This is a genomic window from Natrialba sp. SSL1 (assembly GCF_001861355.1).
Classification (GTDB): Archaea; Halobacteriota; Halobacteria; order Halobacteriales; family Natrialbaceae; genus Natrialba.
The window spans coordinates 33,017-52,771 of record NZ_MASN01000004.1; the positions used below are offsets into that span (position 1 = coordinate 33,017).

The 19,755-nt window shown below is 62.7% G+C and carries 16 protein-coding genes; 6 read left to right on the plus strand and 10 right to left on the minus strand.

Annotated elements, in window-relative coordinates; genetic code table 11:
- Nucleotides 1–69 precede the first annotated feature (69 nt).
- Nucleotides 70–1,461: an ATP-binding protein gene (locus BBD46_RS01695; protein WP_071400037.1), complete on the plus strand. Its 1,392-nt coding sequence runs from the start codon at nucleotides 70–72 to the stop codon at nucleotides 1,459–1,461.
- Between the two features lie 128 nt (nucleotides 1,462–1,589).
- On the opposite strand, the gene BBD46_RS01700 is transcribed toward BBD46_RS01695, so the two are convergent.
- Nucleotides 1,590–4,820 carry an FAD-binding and (Fe-S)-binding domain-containing protein gene (locus tag BBD46_RS01700; protein WP_071400038.1) on the minus strand — a complete coding sequence of 1,077 codons (3,231 nt, stop codon included), beginning with the start codon at nucleotides 4,818–4,820 and terminating at the stop codon, nucleotides 1,590–1,592.
- A gap of 6 nt (nucleotides 4,821–4,826) precedes the next feature.
- On the minus strand, nucleotides 4,827–5,798 hold the full coding sequence (locus tag BBD46_RS01705; protein WP_071400039.1) for an NAD(P)-dependent oxidoreductase: 972 nt from the start codon (nucleotides 5,796–5,798) through the stop codon (nucleotides 4,827–4,829).
- Nucleotides 5,799–5,949: 151 nt separating this feature from the next.
- Between BBD46_RS01705 and BBD46_RS01710 the strand changes: the two genes are divergently transcribed.
- Nucleotides 5,950–7,272 (plus strand): amidohydrolase, encoded by a 1,323-nt coding sequence (locus tag BBD46_RS01710; RefSeq protein WP_071400040.1) that lies wholly within the window; start codon nucleotides 5,950–5,952, stop codon nucleotides 7,270–7,272.
- Nucleotides 7,269–8,561: a threonine ammonia-lyase gene (locus BBD46_RS01715; protein WP_071400041.1), complete on the plus strand. Its 1,293-nt coding sequence runs from the start codon at nucleotides 7,269–7,271 to the stop codon at nucleotides 8,559–8,561. The genes BBD46_RS01710 and BBD46_RS01715 overlap by 4 nt, the downstream gene beginning before the upstream one ends.
- Before the next feature lie 224 nt (nucleotides 8,562–8,785).
- Here the strand turns inward: BBD46_RS01715 and BBD46_RS01720 are convergent, their stop codons facing one another.
- From BBD46_RS01720 to BBD46_RS01730, 3 genes are all read right to left on the minus strand, one after another.
- Nucleotides 8,786–10,051 (minus strand): MFS transporter, encoded by a 1,266-nt coding sequence (locus BBD46_RS01720; RefSeq protein ID WP_253184465.1) that lies wholly within the window; start codon nucleotides 10,049–10,051, stop codon nucleotides 8,786–8,788.
- A gap of 525 nt (nucleotides 10,052–10,576) precedes the next feature.
- On the minus strand, nucleotides 10,577–11,638 hold the full coding sequence (gene nirK / locus BBD46_RS01725; RefSeq protein ID WP_253184466.1) for a copper-containing nitrite reductase: 1,062 nt from the start codon (nucleotides 11,636–11,638) through the stop codon (nucleotides 10,577–10,579).
- A gap of 421 nt (nucleotides 11,639–12,059) precedes the next feature.
- Nucleotides 12,060–12,365, minus strand: coding sequence for a cupin domain-containing protein (locus tag BBD46_RS01730; protein WP_071400159.1), 306 nt, complete (start codon nucleotides 12,363–12,365; stop codon nucleotides 12,060–12,062).
- 91 nt (nucleotides 12,366–12,456) lie between these two features.
- Between BBD46_RS01730 and BBD46_RS01735 the strand changes: the two genes are divergently transcribed.
- The 3 genes from BBD46_RS01735 (at nucleotide 12,457) to BBD46_RS01745 (ending at nucleotide 15,036) form a co-directional block, all read left to right on the plus strand.
- A complete protein-coding gene (locus BBD46_RS01735; protein WP_071400044.1) occupies nucleotides 12,457–13,065 on the plus strand; it encodes a hypothetical protein in 609 nt (202 codons plus the stop codon).
- Between the two features lie 93 nt (nucleotides 13,066–13,158).
- Nucleotides 13,159–14,535, plus strand: coding sequence for a hypothetical protein (locus BBD46_RS01740; protein WP_071400045.1), 1,377 nt, complete (start codon nucleotides 13,159–13,161; stop codon nucleotides 14,533–14,535).
- Between the two features lie 174 nt (nucleotides 14,536–14,709).
- Nucleotides 14,710–15,036 carry a CGCGG family rSAM-modified RiPP protein gene (locus tag BBD46_RS01745; protein WP_071400046.1) on the plus strand — a complete coding sequence of 109 codons (327 nt, stop codon included), beginning with the start codon at nucleotides 14,710–14,712 and terminating at the stop codon, nucleotides 15,034–15,036.
- A gap of 36 nt (nucleotides 15,037–15,072) precedes the next feature.
- On the opposite strand, the gene BBD46_RS01750 is transcribed toward BBD46_RS01745, so the two are convergent.
- Genes BBD46_RS01750 through BBD46_RS01770 form a run of 5 tightly spaced genes read right to left on the minus strand, consistent with a single transcriptional unit; the run spans nucleotide 15,073 to nucleotide 19,746 of the window.
- Complete coding sequence (locus BBD46_RS01750) at nucleotides 15,073–15,651, minus strand: nitrous oxide reductase accessory protein NosL (protein WP_071400047.1); 579 nt, start codon at nucleotides 15,649–15,651, stop codon at nucleotides 15,073–15,075.
- Complete coding sequence (locus BBD46_RS01755) at nucleotides 15,648–16,559, minus strand: ABC transporter permease (RefSeq protein ID WP_071400048.1); 912 nt, start codon at nucleotides 16,557–16,559, stop codon at nucleotides 15,648–15,650. Before BBD46_RS01755 ends, BBD46_RS01750 begins: the two co-directional genes overlap by 4 nt.
- Entirely contained in the window at nucleotides 16,559–17,593 is a 1,035-nt protein-coding gene (locus tag BBD46_RS01760; RefSeq protein WP_071400049.1) for an ABC transporter ATP-binding protein, read from the minus strand. Before BBD46_RS01760 ends, BBD46_RS01755 begins: the two co-directional genes overlap by 1 nt.
- Nucleotides 17,574–18,980 carry a nitrous oxide reductase family maturation protein NosD gene (nosD, locus tag BBD46_RS01765; RefSeq protein WP_071400050.1) on the minus strand — a complete coding sequence of 469 codons (1,407 nt, stop codon included), beginning with the start codon at nucleotides 18,978–18,980 and terminating at the stop codon, nucleotides 17,574–17,576. Before nosD ends, BBD46_RS01760 begins: the two co-directional genes overlap by 20 nt.
- Nucleotides 18,973–19,746 (minus strand): hypothetical protein, encoded by a 774-nt coding sequence (locus tag BBD46_RS01770; protein WP_071400051.1) that lies wholly within the window; start codon nucleotides 19,744–19,746, stop codon nucleotides 18,973–18,975. The genes nosD and BBD46_RS01770 overlap by 8 nt, the downstream gene beginning before the upstream one ends.
- Nucleotides 19,747–19,755 lie beyond the last annotated feature (9 nt).

Sequence of the window (19,755 nt, forward strand, 5' to 3'; positions counted from 1 at the left end):
ATTCAGAATACGATACTCCAGAGTATGATTATGCGAAGTATTATATTTGTCGGCGCTGTCGGTTGATCCGTGCCCGAATTCGTGAATCGAACGGCGGAACTCTCGCGCCTTTCTGCCCTCTACGAGTCGGACGAGGCGGAGTTGGCGGTGGTCTTTGGACGGCGTCGACTGGGGAAAACGGCCCTCGTCAAACAGTCTCTCGACGGATACGACGAGGCGGTCGTCTTTCAGGCGAAACAAAAAACGAGTGCACTACAGCTCCAGCAGTTCGTCGACGTCGCGTCGGATGTCTACCCCGGTCTCACGCGAATCCGACAGGAGTGGGACGCTGTCCTCGGCTATCTCGCTGACCAGGATGCGATCGTCGCGCTCGACGAGTTTCCGTACCTGGTCGAACAAGACGAGAGCCTTCCCTCCGTTTTGCAGGCGATGTTCGATCACGAACTCGACGACTCCAGTGCGACGTTCGTTCTCGTCGGCTCGTCGATCAGCATGATGGAAGAGGCTGCATTACTGGGGAACAGTCCGCTGTACGGCCGCTCGTCGTTGAAACTGGACATCAGACAGTTACCGTTCGACGCTGCCATGGAGTTCTTCCCAGCGGCGCAGACGCCCGAGGAGCAGGTGTTCACCTGGGGGGTTTTCGGTGGTGTACCGTACTATCTCGAAGAGGTGGATCCAGAGGCCACCCTCGGAGCCAACATCCAGCGGACGATCCTCTCGCGACACGGCACGCTGCACGACGAACCCGATTACGTGCTCCGGATGGAACTCACGGAACCCACGCGATACTTTTCGATTCTGGAGGCCATCGCCGGCGGACGCACGAGCCGAAACGAGATCGCCGGAACGACCGGGATCGACTACAATCAGTTATCGACGTACCTGAACCGACTCTCTCGGCTCCGATTGATCGACCAACACGTCCCCGTTACCGAGCAAAAAGAACGAACGAAGCGGAGTCGGTACCGCATCCGTGACCCGTTCTTTCGGTTCTGGTTTCACTTCGTCTACGGCAACGGTGACCGGTACGAGGACTTCGGCGACGACGCGTACGAGACGCTCATCGAGCCGAAACTCGCGGATTTCGTCAGCGAGTCGTTCGAGGGGTTGTGCTGTGCAGCCCTTCGAACGCTGTACCCACAGCACACGATTACAGACGTCGGTCAGTGGTGGTACAGAGAGCACGAGGTCGATGTCGTGGGGCTCACGACCGACGATGCCCTGCTCGTCGGTGAGTGCAAGTTCCAGCGGGCACCGCTCGACTACGACGCGTTCTCGACGCTCCAGACGCACGCCGACGAGCTTCGATGGACTCCGGCCGACGGTGGCACACCAACGCAGGAATACGCCCTGTTCTCTCGAAGCGGTTTCACCCCTTCGGTCGAAGACGCGGCGGAAAATCGAACTGATCTTCGGTTGTTCGATCTCGAGGAGATCGTCACAGCGTTGCAGTCGTGACGAACCCGACACAGCATTTTAGTCGTCAGTGACGGCCCCGACGCAGCATTTCGGTCGTCAGTGACGGCCCGACACGGCGTTCCGAACGTGCCTCTCTGATCACGCGCTGACCGAATCCGACACTACGTTCAGTTTGGCTCGCCCGCCAGTGCCGACGCAACCGCTTCGATCGGATGCACTGGCTCGTCACAGCCGTCGTAACTCGCAAGCTGAGACTGACACGACGCCCCCGGTGCGACGACGCGCTCGCCGTCGCTGGCGTTCACCTGGTCGACCAGAATCTCGCCGATCCGTCGGCTGAGCGAGTAGTGTTCGGCCTCGTAGCCGAACGAGCCCGCCATCCCACAACAACCCGAATCGAGCGCGTCGACTTCGTAGCCAACCGACTCGAGTACCGCCGCTGCGTGACCGTCCTTCTTCGTCGCCTTCTGGTGACAGTGGCCGTGGTAGGTCAGCGTTTCGGCCGGTTCGCCGGCCTCGCCCGTCGGTAAGCCGTCTGCGAGGTCGAATCGGTCGAGGTACTCAAGTACCCCGTACGTATTCGATGCGACCAGTTCCACGTCGGGTCCCGAGAGGAGGTCCAGGTAGTCCGACTGGAGCATGACCGCGTCGGAGGGCTCGACGAGGACGACCTCCCAGCCGTTCTCGATTGCGGGTGCGAGCGCGTCGACGTTGGTCCGCGCCCGCTCGCGGGAGACGTCGAGGAAGCCCTTCGAATGGGCGGGTCGTCCGGTCGACGTGACGTCGTCGGGAACCTGGACGTGGACGCCGGCGGTCTCGAGAACCTGCACGGCTGCCTTCCCGGCCCGCGGGTGGTTGTAGTTGGTGTACGCGTCGGGGACGAGCAGGACCTTGCGGTTCGCTTCGTCGCGCGAAATGCGCGGGCCGCGCGTTTCGAACCAGTCCTCGAAGGGCTGACTCGCGAACGTCGGCAGGTCACGTTCGCGGGCGATGCCGACCGTCTTCTCCGCGAGGTAGCCGGAGCCGGGGAGCGCAGTCGCCCAGTTCGAGAGCGGCGCGAACAGCGAGCCGACGGCGTTGAGGCGGTCGACGTTTGCGAACAGTCGGTCGCGCAGGCTCGCGCCGTGGCGCTGGTGGGCCGCGTGCTCGACTTCGGCTTTGAGCTTCGCCATATCGACCTCGCTCGGACAGTCCCGGGCACAGCCCTTGCAGCCGATACAGAGGTCCATGATTTCTGCCAGGAACTCCTCGTCAGTCGCGTCCGTCTCGAGGTCGCCGCTCATCGCGGCCCGGAGCATGTTCGCCCGTCCGCGGGTCGTGAGGCTCTCTTCTTCGGCAGCGCGGTAGGTCGGGCACATCACGCCACCGGTCGTCTCCTGGTCGCCGCGACAGCCGCCACAGCCGTGACAGAGTTCGACCATGCCCTGGAAGCCGTTCTCGTTGTCCCACTCCAGCGCGGGGTCGAAGCCGGCCTCGAAGTCGTACTCCGGATCGAAGCGCAGGTGCTCGGTCATGCTGTGGTCGCCACAGACGTTTCCGGGGTTCAGGAGCCAATCCGGGTCGAACGCGGTCTTGAGTTCTCGGAAGAGTTCCCAGACGTCGTCGCCGTAGAGTTTGTGGTTCCACTGCGTTCGTGCCCGTCCGTCGCCGTGCTCGCCGGAGACGCTACCGCCGTACTCGACGACGAGGTCAGTGACGGCGTCCGAGATTGCCTCGAACTCCGCGAGTCCGGCCTCGGATTTCGTATCGACCAGCGGGCGCATGTGCATACAGCCCGGGCCCGCGTGCGCGTAGAAACTCGCAAATGTGTCGTGGGACTCGAGTACCTCCTGAAAGTCGGCCACGTAGTCCGCGAGGTTCTCGGTCGGGACGGCGGTGTCCTCGATGAACGAGATGTGCTTTGCATCCGAGGTTCGCGAGAGGAGGATCGGGGCGGCGCTCTTGCGGAGCTTCCAGAGTTCGGCGATTCCCTCGGGGTCGTGAGCTTCGAGGACGTCGAACGCGCGGACGGGGTCTGAGGATACTGTCTCGCCGTCGTCGCCGGTGGGATCCGGTACCGTCTCATCCGGCAGGCGATCAGCGATCAGGTCAGCGACCTTCTCGCGCCCGTCGTCGTCGCTTTCGGCGTAAAACTCGACGAGCAGCGCCGTCTCCGTTCCGGCGGGAAGTCGCTCGGCGACCGGTGCGAACTCCTCCGTTCGTTCGGCGAGGTCGATCAGCACGTCGTCGATGGCTTCGATCGCGGCCGGATCGTGGTTCGTGACGATCGTGTCGACGTCGGCCATCGCGTCGAGCAGGTCGCGGTACGTCAGCAACGCCACGGCGGTCGTCTCGGGAACGGGTTCGAGCGAGACGGCGGCTTCCGTTACGATACCGAGCGTCCCCTCGCTGCCGGCGAACACGCGAGCGAGGTTGACGACCGCGTCCGGATCGGGTTCGGCGTCGGCGTCGATCTCGAGTCCGTCGCCGGTAGACTCGTCGAACGCGTCCGGCTCGCCGTAGGCCTCCGCGACCAGCCGATCGAGGTTGTACCCCGAAACGTTGCGCTTCAGTTGCGGGAAGGCGTCCTGAATCGCGTCGGCTTCCTCGTCGATGACCCGCCGCAGCGCCTCGTAGATCTGTTCGAGCAGGGTCCCATCCGGCGCTGCTTGCTCGCGGAGTTCGGCGACCGTCACCTCCCCGAAGCGCTCGACGGTGCCGTCGGCAAGGACAACCTCGCAGGCCTCGACGTACGCGTCCGTCTTGCCGTACTGCAGCGAGTGCGCACCGGTGGAGTTGTTGCCGATCGCGCCGCCGATCGTGCTCCGATTGCCAGCCGCGGGGTCCGGCGCGAATTTCAGCTCGTGGGGTACGAGTTCGTCGTTGAGGTCTGCGAGAACGGTCCCCGCCTGAACGGTCGCCCGCTGCTCGTCCGGCGAGACCGAGAGCACCTCGCCCATGTGTGCCGTGAAATCGAGAACGACGGCCTCGTTGACCGCCTGGCCCGCGAGGCTGGTGCCGCCGCCGCGAGGGAGCACGGGAATCCCGTGTTCGGTGCAGTAGGAGACGACGTTTGCCACATCGGCCGTCGTCCGCGGGAGGACGACGCCAACCGGAATGATCTCGTAGGCGCTGGCATCGGTCGCGTACAGCTGTCGCGTGTACTCGTCGAACCGGACTTCGCCCTCGATACGAGTCTGTAGCGCGGCGACGAGGTCGGGCCGGTCGACATCTCCGCCGACGTACTCGTATGCGGCGCGGTCATCCGCTGCGGGATCGGGTGCTGCTGTCTGACCTGCGCTTCCGCTCTCGGTCTCGCCTACACTCTCACCCTCACCAGCTCTCCCAAGCCGTCGCTCGTTCGGCGTCGACGTCTGCGGGCTGTGGTCGGTCGTCGACTGCGTATCGTCGGTCGCCATCGCCAGTTAGCTCGACTCCGGATGGAGGACGACGTTCTGGAGCCCACCGTTCTCCTCGAGTGCGTGCACGTTGTGCGCGACGATATCAGCTAACCTGTCCCAGTGTTTCGGCGTGTGACCGCCCGTGTGGGGCGTGATGAGGCAGTTCTCGAGGTCCCAGAGCTCGTGATCGTTCGGCAGCGGCTCCGGCTCGGTCACGTCGAGGGCAGCGCCGCGAATCGCGTTCGATTGCAGTGCGCCGACGAGTGCATCAGTGTCGATGATCCCGCCGCGGGCGGCGTTGACAACGACCGCGTTCGGCGACAGCGTCGCGAGTTCGTCCGCGCCGACGAGATTGCGTGTCAAATCGTTCAGCGGACAGGCGAGCACGACGTAGTCGCTGCGGGCGAACGCATCGTGGATCTCTTCGTCGTCGAAACCGAGGACCTCGTCGGTTGGACCGCCCTTCGACGGCGTATACCGGATGCCGATCGTCTCGACCCCGAAGCCCTCGAGTCGCTTGACGACCTCCTGGCCGATCGAGCCGAGCCCGACGACCGTGACGGTGCTGTCGGTGAACTCGTGGGACTGGAAGTGGCGCCACTCGTTGTTTTGTTTTCGCCGCCAGCCCTCGTGGAGGTTCCGCGCGAAGACGAGCATGTTCGCGATCGACTGCTCGGCGATCCCTGGCGCGTGGATGCCGCCCGCGTTCGTCACGGCGACGCCGTGCTCGGCCAGCGCGTCCATCGGTACGTGATCGGTTCCGGCGAACGTACACGCGAAGAGTTCGAGGCGTTCCGCCCGCTCGAGGAGGTCCTCTTCGATCGTGATGCCGGTTACAATCTGTGCCTGCGGAACGAGCTCACGCTCCTCTTGTGGCGTCCGTGCGAGCGCAACGCTGTAGTCGGACAGGCGCTCGCGCAGGGTTTCGGCGTACGATTCCATCGACAGGCCTTCCGTTCCCTCTCGGAGAACGACAATATCTGGGTTCGTGCTCATGTGTGGTCCCTGTATGGTGTGACACGGGAGGCATCGGTCTCCCGTCTCGCTCTTACTCTATGGTTGGTATCGTCTCTCTTATTCCTTTTGTGTATTCGTCGTTAACATAGATTGTGTATAGTTAAGTCGATGGAGTGAGTCAGTCTCTGGCATGAACGAGCCGATACGAGACCGCCTCGTGACGCTTCGACGGAACCTCCACCGTTACCCAGAGCCGGCCTGGCGCGAGTTCTACACCACCGCGCGCGTCGTCGAGGAACTCCGCGCGATCGGCGTCGACGAGCTGGCCGTCGGTCCCGACGCCTACGACCCCGCCGACCGAATGGCCGTCCCGGACACCGACCTGGAGCCGTGGATCGACCGTGCACGCGAACGCGGCGCGGACTCAGCGCTCCTCGAACGGATGACCGGCGGCAACACTGGCGCTGTCGCTGTACTCGAGTGCGGCGACGGCCCGGCAGTTGGACTCCGGGTGGACATCGACGCGCTGTTCATCGAGGAATCAACCGATACAGGGCACGTGCCGGCCGCCGAGGGATTTCGCTCGGAGGTCGAGGGGGCGATGCACGCCTGCGGCCACGACGTGCACATGACGTGGGGGCTCGCCGTTCTCGAGGCGATCAAAGAAAGCGACTTTGGGGGACGGCTGGTCGTCTTCTTCCAGCCCGCAGAGGAGACCAGCGGCGGCGGCTGTCCGATGGCCAAAAGCGAGTTTGCAGCGGATCTGGACTATCTGCTCGCCGCTCACGTTGGTCTCGATCATCCCTCCGGCGAGATCGTCGCCGGCATCGAGAAGCCGCTGGCGATGTGCCACGTCGACGCGACGATTCGAGGCACTTCCGCCCACGCAGGGAAGGCACCGAACGAAGGGGCGAACGCCATGCACGCGATGGGGACAGCGATCGAGAACACCTACGGAATCCCCCGGCACAGCGACGGGATGACGCGGGTAAACATCGGTCGCGCGGAGTCGGGCACGGCGAGTAACGTCATCGCCGAACGGGCACACATGGAAGCCGAAGCGCGCGGCGAGACGACCGAACTGATGGAGTACATGAAGGATCGGCTCGCGCGAACCATCAAATCGGCTGCGACGATGCACGGCTGCGAGGCCGACGTCGACATCGTCAGCGAGTCGCCGCGGGCGGACAGCGATCCAGAACTGCAAGCCCTCGTCAGCGAGGTCGCAGCGGACGTTCCCGGCACTGAGCACGTGCTCCCCGCTGCCGATTTCGGTGCGAGCGAGGACGCCACGTTCTTGATGGAGCGCGTCCAGAACGACGGCGGCCTCGCGACCTACCTCGTGATCGGAACCGACCACCCTGACAGCCACCACACGCCGACGTTCGACGTGGACGAAGCGAGCCTCGAACACGGCGTCGACGTCCTCACCGAGACGATTCTCGAACTCGAACGCCAGCACCCGGTTCCGCACGCGAACACGGATTCCGTTACCGCGGAGGGGGGTGCATGACTGGCGATACCGAGGGCGACGGCATCGATACCGACAGTATCGATCTCGTCACTCCTGGCGATGTCGAGGATGCCCGCGAACGTATCGGCGACGTCGTCCACCGAACGCCGCTCGATACCTCTCGGACGTTCGCCGAACGAAGCGGGGCGGCCTCCGTCGGGCTCAAACTCGAGAACGTCCAGCGAACGGGCTCGTTCAAGATCCGCGGCGCGTACAACACGATGGCTCAGCTCGATGCCAGCCAGCGGGAGGCGGGCGTCATCTCCGCAAGCGCAGGAAACCACGCCCAGGGCGTCGCGCTAGCGGGACAGCTACTCGACATCGACACGACGATCGTCGTCCCCGCGGTCACTCCCGCCGCGAAAATCGAGGCCACCCGCGGCTACGGTGCCGAGGTCCTCGTCGAGGGCGACATCTACGAACGATCGTACGAGTTCGCACGCGAGCGCGCCGACGAAACCGACGAGACGTTCGTCCACCCCTTCGACGACGAGGACATCATCGCCGGCCAGGGAACGATCGGCCTCGAACTCCGCGAGCAGTTCCCCGACTTCGACACCGTCTTCGTCGCAATCGGCGGCGGTGGGCTGATCTCCGGTATCGGAACGGTGCTCAAGGCCCACGATCCGACGACGCGAGTGATCGGCGTCCAGCCCGAGGGGGCCGCCCACGCGAAGCCGACACTCGAGTCCGCCCAGGGCGAGCCGATCCACGAACTGGCGGATGTCGACACCGTCGCCGAGGGGATCGCAGATACCAGGCTCCTCGAGACGACGGCGGCCAACGTCCGCGAAGTGGTCGACGACGTAGTGAGCGTCAGCGACCGGGAAATCGCGACTGCCGTGACGCTGCTGGCCGAGCGCGCAAAGACTGTCGTCGAGGGAGCCGGTGCTGCCCCGCTCGCGGCTGCGCTCTCGAATGCAGTCGACGTGACAGACGAGCACGTCGTCGTCGTGATTTCTGGCGGGAACGTCAACCTCACCGACCACGCCGAACTGACTCGCACCGGACTGCACGAACTGGGTCGCTACGCTGAAGCGAGACTGGCCGTCGACGGCTGGCCGACTGCGGTCAGCGACGTGGTCGAAACTGTCGAAGCCGAGGGTGCAGAACTGGACGTACTCGAGCGTGCCCGCCGCGGGTCGGGGCTCGGAACGGATGCCGTCGACCACCCGAACCGAGTTCCCGTGACGGTCGGACTCGAGGGCAGCGGACCGGATCATCTATCAGCGGTTCTCGGTGCGCTGGACGAACTCGATACTGTTCGTGTCGTTTCGTCCTCACAGTAAGTGGGTGGTGTGTGTTGGTACTCGAGTCGGATCTCGATCACGGGTCAGTTGCTTACCACACTGGACTATCCAGTTAGCCTAACTCGTTAGCCTGACCTGAAGCGGAAACACGCTTTCAGGACTCCGGATGCAGATCCAGATGGCGCTCGAGCTAGCAATTCAGTGGTGATCGACTGTCTGAATCGTATTGGTGGTTCGCGATCGCTGATCAACCGAGACAGCGCTCAGTCAGTAACGAACCACAGCAGACCGAACGATAGCGCGAGGACGACGCTCACTGCCGCGATCGCCGGGAAGGCCGCGACGACGCCCCAGCGTGTCGAGAGAACGCCGAACACTGTTGGGCCACTTGCGCTGCCGATCGCCGACCCGGTCTGGATGACGCCAAAGAGGCTCCCACTCGAGGTTGCCTCGGCCTGCTGGGAGACCATCGCGTTTTTGACGGGATAGCTGGCGTACATCCCAGCACCGATAACGGCGAACCAGACTGCCAGAATCGCAGTGAGAAGTTCGATCGGGAGTCCCTCGAGCAGAGTCGTCGCGAGCGTGGCAGCCACGAGCGCGGCAGTGGCCAGCGACGCGGCGATACCGAGCGTAATTCGGTCGAAGCGGTCGGCGAGGTCTCCTGCGTACAGCGACGCCAGGCTGCCGCCAACCAGTAGTGCGAAGAACGTCACGTTGCCTGCGGCGACCGATGCGCCGGTTTCCGCGGCGACGTAGGACGTCGTGTAGGTCTGGATCGCTCGATGTTGCATCGAGAGCACGACCGTGACGAAAAAGAGCACGACGATGCTGGGCGTGATTGGCAGGTCGATCGCGTTCCTGACCGCCGCTCGAACTGAGTGTGTCGACTCGCTCCGGCCGCCGTCAGTCCGTGGCGTCGACTCCGTTTCGTCGTCGACCTCATCGGCCCCGCCAGCTTCGTCTGTGTCAGGTTCCTCGGCTGTAACGAAGAGGTAGACGACGAGACACGTGACCAGCACGCCGATTGCGACGCCGGTCGCGAGGGCGAGTCGCCAGTCGGCGACTGCGGCGACGCCACCGACGATGACGGGCGCGGACATCGTCCCAAGTGCGCCGCCGAAGCCGAAGACGCCCATCGCTTTTCCTTCCGTTTGCTCTGTTTCGTAGTCGCTGACGAGTGCCATGCCGGTCGGGTGGAACGCGCTCCCGCTGATGCCGGCAATCGCCTGTGCGACGAGGAGGGTTTCGTAGCTGGTCGCCAGGCTCGCTACCAGCACGCCGCCAGCCATGCCGAACAGTCCCGCAATCAGGAGCCGTTCCTTGCCGATGACATCGGCGAGCATCCCCGCCGGGAGCTGGAACAGCGCGTACATCACGAAGAAGATCGTCACGAGGACGCCAGCCTGTCCGTAGGTGATCCCGAAGTCCGCGACTAACAGCGGGATAATCGGTGGGATGACGATCGAGAAGAATTCGTTGACCCCATGACCGACGGTGACCGATCCAACTGCTCGCGGTCGTCTCACGTCTCGAAGTCGTCTAAGCAGCGCCGACACAGTGGCCTGTCGTAGGCAGTGCCCCTACTAAAAACGACGGTAACGAACTGCCCACTCGTCGTTCGAGGAGACAATAGAGACTGACCCGACCGAGATTCGAACGATCGAAAATCGTTCGTCACTCCCGATGACTGCTCGTGAGGGCACGAATCGGCTCGATACAGGACGTTACAGCGTCCCCGGAGTATCGCCGACAGCTGATCGAATCGAAACACGGGTGGAACAGGTCGCGTCCGCTGTCAGCTGTCGTCTACTCGAGTACTCCCAGATTGAGTCGTAGCGGTCCTCTCGGATGGGTGCTGGTGGGATCGATCTGCCCGAAAGCATTCCGTGGCGGACAGCAGCGGGCAGACTCTGGTGGGCGATAAACGAGGAACGGCGCTCTGACTGGAGAGCCATCCGCTACTGGTAGCACAGAACGGCCGGAGGCCTCCCGGAGCTACTGGGCAGCAGTTGTACTGACCGAAGAAAGCCGAAGAAAATGATGTGCCGAGATCACGCGTCGGGGTTGTAGATCTCGGGGTTGTCATCGCCTTCGACGTCGATGACTGCGAGAGCTCCCTTTCGTCCGGCCCGCGAGAGCGCGTGATCGACGACCTTCACGGGACCGGGGACTTTCAGCTCCATTTCACCGACCGTGACCGTCCCGGGAGCGACGGGCGTCGTTTCGACGTTCCGCGCGGGTTCGCTCAGGAGGTCGCCATCACGGTAGAGCCGGCTGAAGACGTTCCCGATTGGGTGAACGGCGCTGTGAAGGTTCGGCCCGCCGTTGGCGAAGTACAGGCGAACCGTCTCGCCGACTTCGGCGTGCATCGGCCCTTGCGTTCCGTCCTCGGTGATTCCGTACGCTTCCCCGTTGAAGATGACGTACGTTGGATCTTCTGCGGCCCCAGCGTCGTAGTCGTACGAGTGGTGTCCGTCTTCACCGGTGTCGCCGTCGGTGTAGAGTTCGTGCTGGCCGAGGTAGAGTTCGCGGTCGACCTCGGGAAGCCCGTCTTTGGGCTCGACGAGGATACCGCCGAACATCCCTGCACTGATGTGGTAGTCCATGTCCGGGACGGCACAGTGGTAGATGTGGGCACCTGCGTAGTCCATCTTTGCGGAGATGGTTGCTTCCTCGTCGCCGGGAGCGAGCGTCGTGTGTTCGGCTCCGCCACCGGGTCCGTACACCGCGTGGAAGTCGATGTTGTGCGCGTGCATGTTTGACTCCTCAGGGACGCGGAACGTGAGGTTGATCGTGTCTCCCTCGCGAACGCGGATCATCGGTCCGGGAACCTGCCCGTCGAACGTCATGAAGTGGAAGGTGACGCCCGGTTCGATTTCGGCGACGTGTTCCGTACACTCGACGGTGATGTCGTGGTCGCGTGGCTCGTCCCAGTCGACCGGTGGCGGAATGTTCGCCGGGTCTGCTGCGACGGACTCTACATCGACCGGCTCGGCGGCGGGAAGCCCCTCGGGATCGTTGTCAGGCGACTCACTGTCAACTTCAGCGGGGTTTTCGTCGGCTATGCAACCTGCAACTGCAGCGATGCCAGTTGCGCCCAGTACTTGCAGCATGCGTCGTCGGTGAAGGTTGGTTGGTTGGGTCATCATCGTTCACAGATAGTATAAGGTGTACAAGGAATATATATGTGGTAAATCACTCTCGGGTATCAGGAATGAGTTTTAATCCACCCACGGTACCGCGGGGGGTTTTTATACGAACTGACAACGATAGTCGTCACGAGTGCGGTTCGGAGCGAGCGCGGTTCGGAACGAACGAAGTGAGTGAGAACCGCGGAATAACGAACGGGGAACAACGTGACCCGTGAGCGAACGAAGTGAGCGAGAACCGCGGAACAGCGAACGGGAACAACGTGACCCGTGAGCGAACAGCGTGAGCACCGTGGAGGAGTAGTGTGGGATCACAAATCTTGCGGGCCATGCGAGCGGGCCGTCGGCTCGCAAGCAGACGGGGGTTCGGCTACTCGAGAAGGAATTACGCCGATTCCTGCTGTGCCAGCACGATGAGTGCCGTACTCGGTTCGACAGCACGGGGGGCGATGTCCTGGTCGCCGTCGAAGCGAGCGACGTCACCTGCGGTGACCTCGTACGTGTCGCCGTCGAGTTCCAGTTCGATCTCGCCCTCGAGTAGGTGGAAGACGATATCCCGGCCAGGGTGGGAGTGCGGCGCTACTGCTTCGTCTGTCCCAAGCTCCAGCCGAATCGTTTTCGGCTCCTCGGTAGGGAAGACGTTCGCGTGTGGGGTCGACTCCAGTTCCGTGAGAGGTCGAATTGTTGGCATGCGTGTCTCATCTTGTAGCCGAATCCGTGAGTAGTCCCGGTCGAACATCTCCGGGACCAACGATAGCCCCACTCGACCCGTATCCCTCCCCATGGTACCGTTCCCATTACCGTTCGGCGGCAACAACAACGACAACGACAACGACGATGGCGGACTGTTCGATGCGTACGACCAGTTTGTCTCGAACCACGTCCCGGAACCGGGGCCGTTCCTCAGGGACCATCGCGTCCTGACGGACGACGAACACGTCGCGTTTCACACGCGTACCCGTGATCTCTTCGAACAGCGCAAAGTCTACGATATGACGTTCAACTACAACCTGGCACGCCTCAATCTCGATACGCGTCACCTCGATGCGGGGTACCGGTATGCAGAAGAGGCGGACGACTCGTCCGTGCTCCGTGCCGAATTCTCGCCGACGACGCCGTTCTGTCCCCAATCCCACACGCTCACGATCGGCTCGTTCCGGGCGTGGAACGGGCTCTCCGAGAAGCACGACTACGACCTCGTTCGCGTTCGGACCGCACCGATGCACCACCAGAGCGACTCGATCAACGAGCAACTCGAGGAACTCGAGAAGGAGTACCTCGAAACCGGGTCTGTCGAGCACGAACCCGAGGGAGACGTTGGCTCGAATCCCATGGAACGGACGATGCAAAACGAGCGGCCGAGCCGTGGGAGTCCGGATGCGCCATTTTGACATCGCTGACATCGTTCTCCCTCTCGAGGATCCGTTTTCGGGTGAAGATATTCGGAGCTATCGGGACATACCTGGGGTGCCAACCCTCTGACCATGGGCGCGATTCCGGGAACCATTGACGCCGATCAAAGTCCGCCACTGACAGTACCGCTTCGCCACTTTCTCGTCGGACTCGGATTCCTCCTCTCCGGTGCCATCGTCGGTGTACTAGGAGCGATCGACGGCGTTTCAGGAAATCTCTCGCTTGCACACGCTCACCTGCTGCTCGTCGGCTGGGTGTGTGTCACGATCATGGGTGCGATGACGCAGTTCGTTCCGGTCTGGTCCGCTGTCGAGGTGTACTCGAGACGGCTCGCGAAGGCACAGCTATGGATCGTCGTCGTCGGATTGGTGGTGTTCGCTACTGCCCTGCTGGTGGGTGCACACCAGTGGCTCCCCGTGGGTGGAGTGAGTATGCTGCTCGGGTTCTGGGTCTTCGTCTACAATATCGGCCGAACGCTCGTCTCTGCTCGTCCGTGGGATATCACGGAGCGCCACTTTGCAATCGCGCTCGGTTTCTTCGTGCTGTTGACTACGTTCGGCGTGACGCTAGCGATCGGTTTCGTCTCTCCCGTCTTCCGTGACTTGCCTGTCTCCCACGGGAGTGTTCGGCTGGCCCACGGGACCCTTGCGATCTACGGTGCCGTCCTGACGACGATTTTCGGGGCACTGTACCAGCTGGCGACGATGTTCACCCAGTCAGATCTCCACGGTGTCGACTACTCGATTCGGTCCCTCGAGGAGATTGGGTTTCCGATCGGCGTGGTCGCACTGGCCGGCGGTCGGCTGTTCGAACTCGGAACGGTTGCCCGCATCGGCGGGATCCTGATCCTCGCGAGCGTTCTCGGGTTCGGTGTCCTTCTCGCTCGGCGACTGTACGAGGCGCAGGTTCCCTGGACGCCGATGTTGAGTCGGTACGTGGTCGTCGCAGCGACGATGGTACTCTGGCCGCTCTGGTCTGCGGTCTACTGGGTTCGGGACCCGCTCGATCCGGCGACGTTCTTCGGTGCGCCTGGCTCAGTTCACCTCCTGGTGTTTGGCCTGATCGGATTCGTTATTCTCGGGACACTGTATCACATCATTCCCTTTATCATCTGGGTTCACCGGTACAGCGACCTCCTCGGCCTCGAGGACGTCCCGATGATCGACGACCTCTACGACGACAGGCTGGCGGCAATCGACTGTACGCTGCTTACCGTCGGTCTCGCTCTCATCGTTGTGACAGATGTCGTTTCCCTTCCGACGACAGTCTCTCTCGCGGGTGGTGGTGCCGTAATCAGTGGGCTCGTGGTCTTCACGGCGAACATGGTACTCGTCGTTCGCCGCCACAGCCCTCAGCCTCTCTTGGGAATCCTCTTCGACCGGTTCACTGTTGCAAAGGACGGCGAACGATCCCGAACCGGAGCCGAATCTTCTCAGTCACGGTCGTAATTCGCGTGTGTCACCACCGCATCTCTGTACCGCTGTGCCGCTGCAAGCTACGGAATCGGTCAGTGAATCCACAAAAACCGATCACATCAAACTCGTTTTATGATACATATCTACGTTCCCACCGGCATACAATCCGGAATACAATATACAGGGATTCCAGGCCGAGTAATACGTATGGCAAACACTCCAACAGCAGACGACCGTGCTCGTGAAGGGGCCACACCGGTCACAGACCATCTCCACGAGCAGTCGTGGTCGGCTCTCCTCGAACACCCCGAACACGCCGACGACCGTGAGCTAGTCGTCGATCAGGCGATCGATGCCATCGAACGCACGGCGTCCGGCTATCACGTGAACCTGGTCACCTACGAAGCGCACGGTCATCCCTCCGAGTACCTCTACGACGAACTTGCGGCGGCATTCGATACAGCCGAACTCGAGTGGGAGCACGTCGACCAGTGTGGGTGCGGTGGCCACGTCGTGCGCGACCATGTCCAATAGTAGTGCATCGAACAGGGACGGATTTCAGTTACCGCTTCACTGTTCTGTCGGTGAGAGCGTCTCCCAGTCTTGGACTTCGCCGTTGTACTTGTCAGCGAACGCCGTCGCATCGTCTCGATCGGAGAACGGGAACACTTCCTCACCCATCGCACCCATGACGTCGCTCCCGACGACGTAGTAGAGACCCGTCGCATCGACGAAGGTCTCTTCTGCAACGTGGCTCGAAATATGGGTTGTCTCGTTTCGGTCCTCGAGTTGATACTCCACACTCGAGTAGTCAGTGACGAAGACAGCACGAAGCTCCCACCCTTGGTCGCTGTGGTGGTCGTGATACGCGAGGAGTTCTGTCAGGCTGTCGAACTGTGCCGAACCGTCTGCATCGGCGTCGTCAACCGCATAAAACAGCTGCCCGGCGGGCCCGTAGTGGTCTGCAATCACCATGCCGCAAGCGTCACACGTCTCACCATCGTCGAGAGCGATCGGTGTTGCTGGCTTGACGTCGGTGTCGTCCTCGTCGAGACAGCCGCCAAGACCGGTTGCAACCACCGTGCCAGTCATAGCGAGGAGATGGCGGCGTGACCACCGCCGGTCGGCGGCGCAACTAGCGTGGTTCATAGCCGCCGCCTCCGGATTGCGAGGGCTGCAAGTGCGAGTGGGAGGGAGATCCAGAGCAGTACCGCTCCAAGGAGGAGCCCCGTCGAGAGGCCGGCCTCCGCCAGTACCGTGGCGAAGCCGGCATCGCTGGCGGCTCCTAACGTGCCGAGGACGAGCGCACGAAAGATGCCGGTCGGGTTCGCGAGCAACATCGCAGAGACGGCAGTGTCCGAGAGGCCAAACGCTGCGACGAGTCCGAGTCCGAGTAGGTCGTGCACGAGAACGAACCACGCCCAGATGAGCAGGGCGATTCCGAGCGCGTGTGTCTTCTCGTGAACAACTGTCGATATGAGGACGCCTATTGCGAGAAAGATCAGTCCGAGCCCGACAGTTGCGAGCAGGAACGTCACGTAGGCGTCGAACCCGGAGAGGCCGTACTCGAGGATGAGGAATCCGCCGGCAATCCCGAACCCGATGATCGTTGCGCTTGCGAGCACGACCGCCCGTCCGAGCGCTGTGCCGATGACGAGCCAGGAACGGTCGACCGGAAGGGCGAACAGTGTCTGGAGCCAGCCACTTTCCTCGCGGCCAACGATGGCGTCATAGCTGAACGCAAGCGCGACCAGCGGAACGAGATAGACCGCGAGGACAGCGAGGCTCGCGACAGTTCGCTCGAACCCTTCGGGACTCACCGATGAACCGCTGAACGTCGTCAACCCGAGTGCAAACGCGGCGAAAATGGCAGTTAGTGCGACGGCCCATCGTCCGCGGACTGCGAGACGGTATTCCGTCTCGGCGACGACCAACAGCTGTCGGTACCAGGAGCCAGATTCGGTCGGTTGGGACAGGTCGACATCGGCGGTCGTTGCGCAGCCACCGTCGGCTCTCGCCGTCGTCTCGTCTGTCGGCGTTTGCTGGTGGTCGGACATTATGCACTCACCTCCGGTGTGTCGACTGTTGCTGTCTCGTCGGAGTCGGTGCTGGTACCGGAGTCGTTGTCGGTGTCGGCGTTGGAGTCGGGGTCGGTGCCCGTATCGGAGTTGGCACCAGTGCCCGCGTCACCCGTCGCGAGGGCCTCGTGGAACGCCGCATCGAGACCGGGTTCATGAACCTCGAAGTGGTCGACCGAGTCGGACTCGAGTCCACCGCAGAACTCGAAGGCAGCACCACGTTCGCAGGTAACCGTGAGTTCCCCGTCTGTCTCCGTCACGTCGCCGTACTGGCGAGCAGCCTCTCGGAGCTGCGTCCGTTCTTGACCCGTCGACGGGCGGACGGTGACGGTCACATGCTCGCCGCCGGCCGTGCGTAGCTCGTCGACGGAGCCGGCCGCACGGAGGACGCCGTCCTCGAGAATGGCGACGGAGTCACAGAGCCGTTCTACCTCCGCTAACACGTGCGAAGAGAGGACGACGGTCGTATTGGTCTCCCGATCGATTCGCTCGATGATTTGGTGGAAGGTCGCGACGCCACGCGGGTCGAGGCCCGCCGTTGGCTCGTCGAGGACGAGCACCGGTGGCTCACCCAACAGTGCAGACGCGAGTCCGAGACGCCGCCCCATGCCGTTCGAGTAGCTGGAGACTGTCCGGTCGGCTGCGTCTGTGAGTCCGACCGTCTCCAGCGCCTCGGCAATGGACCGTTCACGGCCTGTGATCCCGCGGATACGAGCGTGGACCGAGAGGACCTCGCGCCCGGTCATCGCCGGCGGAAAGCCAGCGTGTTCGGGCAAGAACGCGACACGCTCTCGAACGCGATGGCCCGCTTGTTCGACGTCGACACCGCCGACTTCGATGCGACCCGAATCCGGTGTATCGTGCCCCACGAGGAGCCCGAAGAGCGTCGTCTTTCCCGCACCGTTCGTCCCGAGGACGCCGAACGTCGACCCGGACGGAATGTCGAACGACGGTCCGTCGAGGGCAACGACGTCGCTGTAGCGCTTGTGGACGTCAGTTATTGTGATTCTCATAGTATTGTCTCCAGTCGTCGGCCGGTGGTTCGGTGAGCGGTCGGTGGTCGACGACACCGGGCGATTCGATGACGGGGAACGAACTCTCCGCCATCCGAACGGCGTCGAACGCCGGACTCTCGGCGAAAATCGCCGCCTGCGGGTGATCGTAAATAACCGCCTCAACGGCACCTGCAGGCTGGTAGCGTGTGTCGCTGGTCCCGTCGTTATCGAGGTCGACTGGACGTGCATCGGACCAGTAGTTGCCCCGTTCAGTATCGTTCCAGGCTATCTGTGCAGTTGTCGGAGCGTGTGCTGGCTGGTCGTTTCCGATAAAGCTGTTTTCGACGACTAACTCGTCGGAACTCCCAGCCGTGAACTGGACCCCGATCTCGTTCTCGAGGATCAGGTTGCCGGTGAGATTGTTCCCGTGGGCGTTGTAGACGTAGAGTCCGTTCCTGTTTGCAACCACGGCATTGTCGCGGATCGTGGTGTCGTCGACATCCTTCACGAGAATGCCTTGCCCGCTCGGCCCGTCGTTGTTCACCGCGACGTTGTTGGTGATCGTCAGATTCTCCGAGACCATCAGCGCGAAGCCAACGTCGTTGTCGAACGCGACGTTCCCCTCGAGATGATTGTCGTTGGAGTACATGTAGTGGACACCGTACCGAAGGTCCCACATCGTGTTGCCCGTCGCGGTGACACCCTCGGACCACGAGAAGTAGATCCCATCGCGAACGACGGTGATCTCGTTGTCCTGTAGCTGTGCACCGTTTGCGCGGTCGAGGTGGATGCCGTTGCCACGCTGTGATTCGCCAACCGCTTCGCGCCCTGCGATGGTGGCATTCTCGACGGTAACGTCCGTCGCCTCACTGATCCACACACCGAACGTCGCCTTGGTGATCCGCACGTCCGACAGCGTCACACCGGAGCCGTTAACATAGATTCCCGCGTCCTCAGCGCTTCGATCTGGCCCCGTTTCTCGGATCCAGACGCCGTCGACCGTTACGTTCGCCGCCGTCACCTCGAGGACGGTCCCCTCACCGCCACCATCGATCAGGGCTCCTGCAGTGTCGCGTTCACTGTCGGCGGTATCGGCCGCCTCGAGTGTGAGATCCGACGTTTCGACTGTTATCTGCTCCTCGAACTGCCCTTCGAGAACGACTGTATCGCCCGCTTCGGCCGAGTCAACTGCCTCCTGAACGGAGCCGTACTCCTGTTGGTCGAGCGTCGCGATACCTGGCTCTTCAGGCGCATCTCCCTCGCGCGGATCGTCGACATCGGGTGTCCAGCCCTCGATCGTCGCATCGATGTCACTCCCGGCGTCGTCGGCTGCAACGACTGCTGCACCAAGCCCGACGAGTACGACGACAGCCCCCACGAGGAGCCAGGCTTCACGGTCAGCCATCGCGGCTCACCTCGTCCGCTGTCGACAGCGACCCCACAGTCTGTTGCTCCGACTCCGCACTCGAGTTGCGCCCGGATCGAATACGCGCAGCGAGCCGGCGAGGGAGTGCCCGTCCGAGTTCGGGGGCGTCCGCGAGCGTTGCACTCGAGTCGCGCAACTGGAACGCAACCACCAACAGGGCGAGCGCGACGAGCGTGAGATACCCGCCGGGACCGAACCAGGCGAGTCCGCTGATGTTGGCGATTTCGTAGCTCCCGAGAAGCGGTGGCGTGAATCCGTCGACACCTCGGAGTGGCGCGTTCGGATCGAGCGAGTGACCGGTCTGGTAGAGCCGGTACTGGATTACTGCGAACATCGTGACGAACACCGCAAGCGTGCTGGCGAGTTGGCAGGCTAAACCGAGTTTTAGCTTGCGGACCGTCGGCGCGAATGCGACGAACACACCGGTTGCGGCAACACCAAGGAACGCAAGTGGGCCCAGTGACCATTCGGGAACCGAAATCGCATTTGGATGGACGTCGTAGTTCGGCTCGAGGTACACCGGATCCGGATAGTAGAAGCCGACGTACTGGTTGAGGGATTGTGTTTCTCCAACGTCTCCCTCGAGGCGCGGATAGGCGTACAGTTCGACGAACAATCCGTCGGGATACTGGGGCGCCTCCAGCGTGATCCGCCACATCGGCAGCGCGATTGCAACGAGCAACAGCGCCGCCGCTGCGAGCGGGAGCGCGCGGCGGAGTTCAGTTAGGGTACTGCGTTTTGACATGGCGGATAT

What these genes read in the sequence shown, in the direction of transcription:
- BBD46_RS01755 (WP_071400048.1), bottom strand. Translation starts at nt 16,559, where the DNA reads ATGTCCGACCACCAGCAAACGCCGACAGACGAGACGACGGCGAGAGCC.
- BBD46_RS01715 (WP_071400041.1), top strand. Translation starts at nt 7,269, where the DNA reads ATGACTGGCGATACCGAGGGCGACGGCATCGATACCGACAGTATCGAT.
- BBD46_RS01745 (WP_071400046.1), top strand. Translation starts at nt 14,710, where the DNA reads ATGGCAAACACTCCAACAGCAGACGACCGTGCTCGTGAAGGGGCCACA.
- BBD46_RS01705 (WP_071400039.1), bottom strand. Translation starts at nt 5,798, where the DNA reads ATGAGCACGAACCCAGATATTGTCGTTCTCCGAGAGGGAACGGAAGGC.
- BBD46_RS01710 (WP_071400040.1), top strand. Translation starts at nt 5,950, where the DNA reads ATGAACGAGCCGATACGAGACCGCCTCGTGACGCTTCGACGGAACCTC.
- BBD46_RS01740 (WP_071400045.1), top strand. Translation starts at nt 13,159, where the DNA reads ATGGGCGCGATTCCGGGAACCATTGACGCCGATCAAAGTCCGCCACTG.
- BBD46_RS01735 (WP_071400044.1), top strand. Translation starts at nt 12,457, where the DNA reads ATGGTACCGTTCCCATTACCGTTCGGCGGCAACAACAACGACAACGAC.
- nirK (WP_253184466.1), bottom strand. Translation starts at nt 11,638, where the DNA reads ATGCTGCAAGTACTGGGCGCAACTGGCATCGCTGCAGTTGCAGGTTGC.
- BBD46_RS01700 (WP_071400038.1), bottom strand. Translation starts at nt 4,820, where the DNA reads ATGGCGACCGACGATACGCAGTCGACGACCGACCACAGCCCGCAGACG.
- nosD (WP_071400050.1), bottom strand. Translation starts at nt 18,980, where the DNA reads ATGGCTGACCGTGAAGCCTGGCTCCTCGTGGGGGCTGTCGTCGTACTC.
- BBD46_RS01770 (WP_071400051.1), bottom strand. Translation starts at nt 19,746, where the DNA reads ATGTCAAAACGCAGTACCCTAACTGAACTCCGCCGCGCGCTCCCGCTC.
- BBD46_RS01730 (WP_071400159.1), bottom strand. Translation starts at nt 12,365, where the DNA reads ATGCCAACAATTCGACCTCTCACGGAACTGGAGTCGACCCCACACGCG.
- BBD46_RS01760 (WP_071400049.1), bottom strand. Translation starts at nt 17,593, where the DNA reads ATGAGAATCACAATAACTGACGTCCACAAGCGCTACAGCGACGTCGTT.
- BBD46_RS01750 (WP_071400047.1), bottom strand. Translation starts at nt 15,651, where the DNA reads ATGAACCACGCTAGTTGCGCCGCCGACCGGCGGTGGTCACGCCGCCAT.